We start from the raw sequence: 4,136 nt of genomic DNA, 5'->3' as shown, positions 1-4,136 counted from the left end.
GGCAAGTTCGGCACCCATCCCGACCCGCTGCGCCCCCTGCCCCGAGAACCCGAACGCCACCCGCGCCCGTCCCCGAGCCACCCCGGACACCACACCCGTCGCTGACCCGTCCGAGGCAAGCGATGCGAGGCCGGCCACCAGATCGTCCCGGCCCTTGCCGAGCACCACCGCCCGGTGCTCCAGCAACGACCGCGACCCGACCAGCGAGAACCCGATGTCCACCGGGTCCTGGTCGGAGCGCTCTCCCACGAATCGAGCCAACCGCTCGGCCTGGGCGGCCAGCCCCTCCGCACTGCGCGCCGACACCACCCACGGCACCACCGGGACCGGGACACGGACACCGGACTCGGCAACGGTCCCGAGAGAGGACTCGGGCGCCTGCTCCACGATCACGTGCGCGTTCGTGCCACTGACTCCGAACGACGAAACGCCGGCCCGCCAGGGCCGGTCCACCTCCGGCCACTCCCGTGCGACGGTCAGCAGCTCCACGGCACCGGCCGACCAGTCGACGTTCGTCGACGGCGCGTCCACGTGCAGGCTCTTGGGCAGTAACCCGTGCCGCATCGCGAGGACCATCTTGATCACACCCGCGGCGCCGGCGGTGGCCTGCGTGTGCGCGATGTTCGACTTGACCGAGCCGAGCCACAACGGGCGCCCTTCCGGACGCCCCTGGCCATAGGTGGCCAGCAACGCCTGCGCCTCGATGGGGTCCCCGAGGGAGGTGCCCGTGCCATGGGCCTCCACGGCGTCGACGTCGCTCGCCGTGAGCCCGGCGTTCGCCAACGCGGCCCTGATCACGCGCTGTTGGGACGGCCCGTTGGGAGCCGTCAGGCCGCTGCTCGCACCGTCCTGGTTGACGGCGCTGCCCCGCAGTACCGCCAGCACCTCGTGCCCGTTGCGGCGGGCGTCCGACAGGCGCTCCAGCAGGAGCATCCCGACGCCCTCACCCCAGCCGGTGCCGTCCGCCCTGTCCGCGAACGGCTTGCAGCGGCCGTCCGGTGCGAGGCCGCGTTGGCGGCTGAACCCTACGAAGGGGTAGGGGCTGACCAGCACGGACACTCCGCCCGCGAGTGCCATGGAGCACTCGCCGCTGCGCAGGGCCTGGCTCGCGAGGTGCATCGCCACCAGGGACGACGAGCACGCCGTGTCCACCGTCACCGCAGGCCCCTCGAGGCCGAAGGTGTAGGCGACCCGGCCGGAGAGGACGCTGGAGGATCCGCCCGTGATGGCGTAGCCCTCGGCGCTGTCGGGGACCTTGCGGCTGCCGGAGACGTAGTCGGACCAGGCGGCGCCCGCGAACACGCCGATGTCGCGTCCCTTGAGCGCGCCGGGGTCCAGCCCGGCCCGCTCGAACGCCTCCCAGGCCGCCTCCAGCAGCAGCCGCTGCTGCGGGTCCATCGAGAGTGCCTCGCGCGGTGAGATGCCGAACAGTTCGGCGTCGAACTCGGAGGCGCCGTGGACGAACGCTCCCTCCCGCGCATAGCTCTTGCCGGGTGCGTCCGGGTCGGGGTCGAAGAGGTTGTCGAGGTCCCAGCCCCGGTCGTCCGGGAATCCGGCCACGGCGTCCCGGCCCTCGGCGAGCAACCGCCAGTAGTCCTGGGGGGATTCGATGCCTCCGGGGAACCGGCAGGCCATGCTGACGATGGCTATGGGCTCCCGTGACTCGGCCTCCGCCTCCTTGAGGCGCTGCCTGGTCTCCGACAGTTCCCCGGTGACGCGCCTGAGGTAGTCCCGGAGCTTTTCTTCCACGCCGACCATGTGCATCCCGTCTTTCACGTGTTTGGTTGCCGATCAGGGGCGAAGACTCGTCGGGCGAGTCAGTCGAGCCCGAGTTCCTTGTCGATCAGCGCGAACATTTCGTCGTCGGATGCCGACTCGAGGGTCGTCCGGTCCAAGCCGCCGTCGGCCTGCGACTCGGCGCCGGCGTCCATCGTCCTGAGCAGGTCCCGCAGCCGTTTGGCTACGCGGTCGCGTACACCGCCGTCCGCCGGTGCCGCCAGCACGGCCGCTTCGATCCGCTGGAGGCCTTCGAGGGCGTCCACTTCGCCGCCGTCCTCTCCCGGCTGGAGCTGTGCGTGCAGATGCCGGGCGAGGGCCGCGGGCGTGGGGTGGTCGTAGACCGTGGACGCGGGCAGGCGCAGCCCGGTCGCCTCGTTGAGCCGGTTGCGCAGTTCCACCGCAGTGAGGGAGCCGAACCCCGATTCGAGGAATCCGCGCCCCGGTTCGACCTCGTCGGGCTTCGCGTGGCCGAGGACGGTGGCGGCCTGTGCCTGGACCAGCTCCGTCAGCGCGCGGTGCCGTTCGGCGACGGGCAGGCCGGCCAGTTGCCGTTCGAGGGCCGACCGTGACCCGGATTCCTCCTCCGCCGTCTCAGGGGCCTTCGACAGCTCCCGGACCTCGGGCAGTTCGTCCAGGAACGGGCTGGGACGGGTGACCGTGAACAGGGACACGAAGCGCTCCCAGTCCATGTCGGTGACGGAGAGGGTGGTCTCGTCCCGGTCGAGGGCCTGGTGCAGTGCCGTGATCGCCAGTGCCGGGTCCATGGCCCGCAGCCCGCGCAGGCTCAGCGCCTCCCCCATGCCCTGTTCGTTGGCCAGACCGTCGCCGTCCCACATGCCCCAGGCGACGGAGGTGGCGGCGGCGCCGCGGGCTCGGCGCCGTTCGGCCAGCGCGTCCAGGTGGGCGTTGGCGGCGGCGTACGCGCCCTGCCCGCTGCCGCCCCAGATGCCGGCGTTCGACGAGAAGAGCACGAAGGCGTCCACCTCGTCGTCCTGTCCGAGCAGTTCGTCGAGGGTCTCGGCCCCGGTCGCCTTGGCGCCCAACGTCTCTGCGAGGTCGGAGAGTTGTGCGTCGGCGAGGCTGACGAACCGGCCGGGGACGCCGGCGGCGTGCACGACCGTCCGTACCGGAGAGCCCTCGCGCCTGAGCCGGTCCAGCAGCTCGGACACGCTCTCACGGTCCGCCATGTCGCACGCCGCGATGGTCACCCGGGCACCCGACGCCTCCAGTTGCGAGCGCAGTTCGTCCGCGCCTTCGGCCTCGGGGCCGCGCCTGCTGGTCAGTACGACGTGTTCGGCGCCCTGTGCGGCCAGCCAGCGCGCGACATGCGCACCGAGGCCGCCGGTGCCCCCCGTGACCAGTGCGGTGCCGGTCGGGCTCCACTGCCGTGTCGTCGTACGGTCGTCCAGGGGTGCGCGCACCAGGCGTCGTACGAACACGCCCGAACCGCGCAGGGCGAGCTGGTCCTCGTCACCCGAGTCGGCCACAGCGGTGCACAGCCGGCCCGCGGACCTGGAGTCGGGGGTCTCGGGCAGGTCGAGGAGTCCGCCCCAGCGCTGGGGCGTCTCGAGCCCGGCCACGCGTCCGAGCCCCCATACCTGCGCCTGGAGCGGATGCGGTCCCGGGTCGATGCTGTTGACGGACACGGCGCCCTGGGTGGCGCACCACAGGGGTGCCTCGATGCCCGCGTCGCCCAGCGCCTGGAGCAGTGTGAGGGTCGCGCCGAGCCCGGCCGCGACACCGGGATGCCGGGGCAACGGCGTCTCGTCCAGGGCGAGCAGCGACAGGACGCCGCTCGCCGCCGGAGCGGCTGTCGCACTCAACTCTTGTGTCCACGCCCCGCGTTCGGCCTCCGCTGCGTCCAGTACGACCGTCCGGACCTCGGCGCCGCCGTCGCGCAGCGCGTCGGTCGCCGCCGTCACCCACGGGTGCTCCCGGTGCGCGGCGGGAGCGACTACCAGCCACGTCCCCGACAGCGCGGCGGCACCGGCCGTGGCCGGCCGCAGGGGGCGCCAGGCGACGCGGTAGCGCCAGGAGTCGACGACCGAGTGTTCCCGGCGTTGCCTGCGCCAGGAGGCCAGGGCCGGAAGCACCGTCTCCAGCGACGAACGCACCTTTGCGGCGGCACCGTTGGCGCCGGGTTCGAGAGTGCGGGCGAGTTCCTCCAGATTCTGGCTCTCGACCGCCTCCCAGAACTGCGAGTCGACGGCGTTCCGCGCGATGTCGCCGCCGTCGGCGTGCCGCGGCTTGTCGAGGGGTTCGAGCCAGTAGTGCTTGCGCTGGAAGGCGTAGGTCGGCAGATCCACCCGACGACCCCCGGGCAGCACACTCGCCCAGTCCACCTCCACACCCCTGAC

Annotated in this window: 2 protein-coding genes; both read right to left on the bottom strand. The window is 72.5% G+C overall.

Translation table 11 applies throughout. The features are described 5' to 3' along the window. A partial coding sequence (locus ASD48_RS27240; RefSeq protein WP_199875989.1) for a type I polyketide synthase occupies positions 1-1,758 on the bottom strand: 1,758 nt, incomplete at its 3' end. A gap of 59 nt (positions 1,759-1,817) precedes the next feature. Beyond that, positions 1,818-4,136: SDR family NAD(P)-dependent oxidoreductase (locus ASD48_RS27235; protein WP_157880707.1), on the bottom strand; the 2,319-nt coding region annotated here is incomplete at its 5' end.

The sequence above is a fragment of the Streptomyces sp. Root1310 genome, assembly GCF_001426425.1.
Lineage (GTDB): Bacteria > Actinomycetota > Actinomycetes > Streptomycetales > Streptomycetaceae > Streptomyces.
Note: the sequence above shows the minus strand (reverse complement) of the source record. Positions and strands in the feature narration are given on the sequence as shown.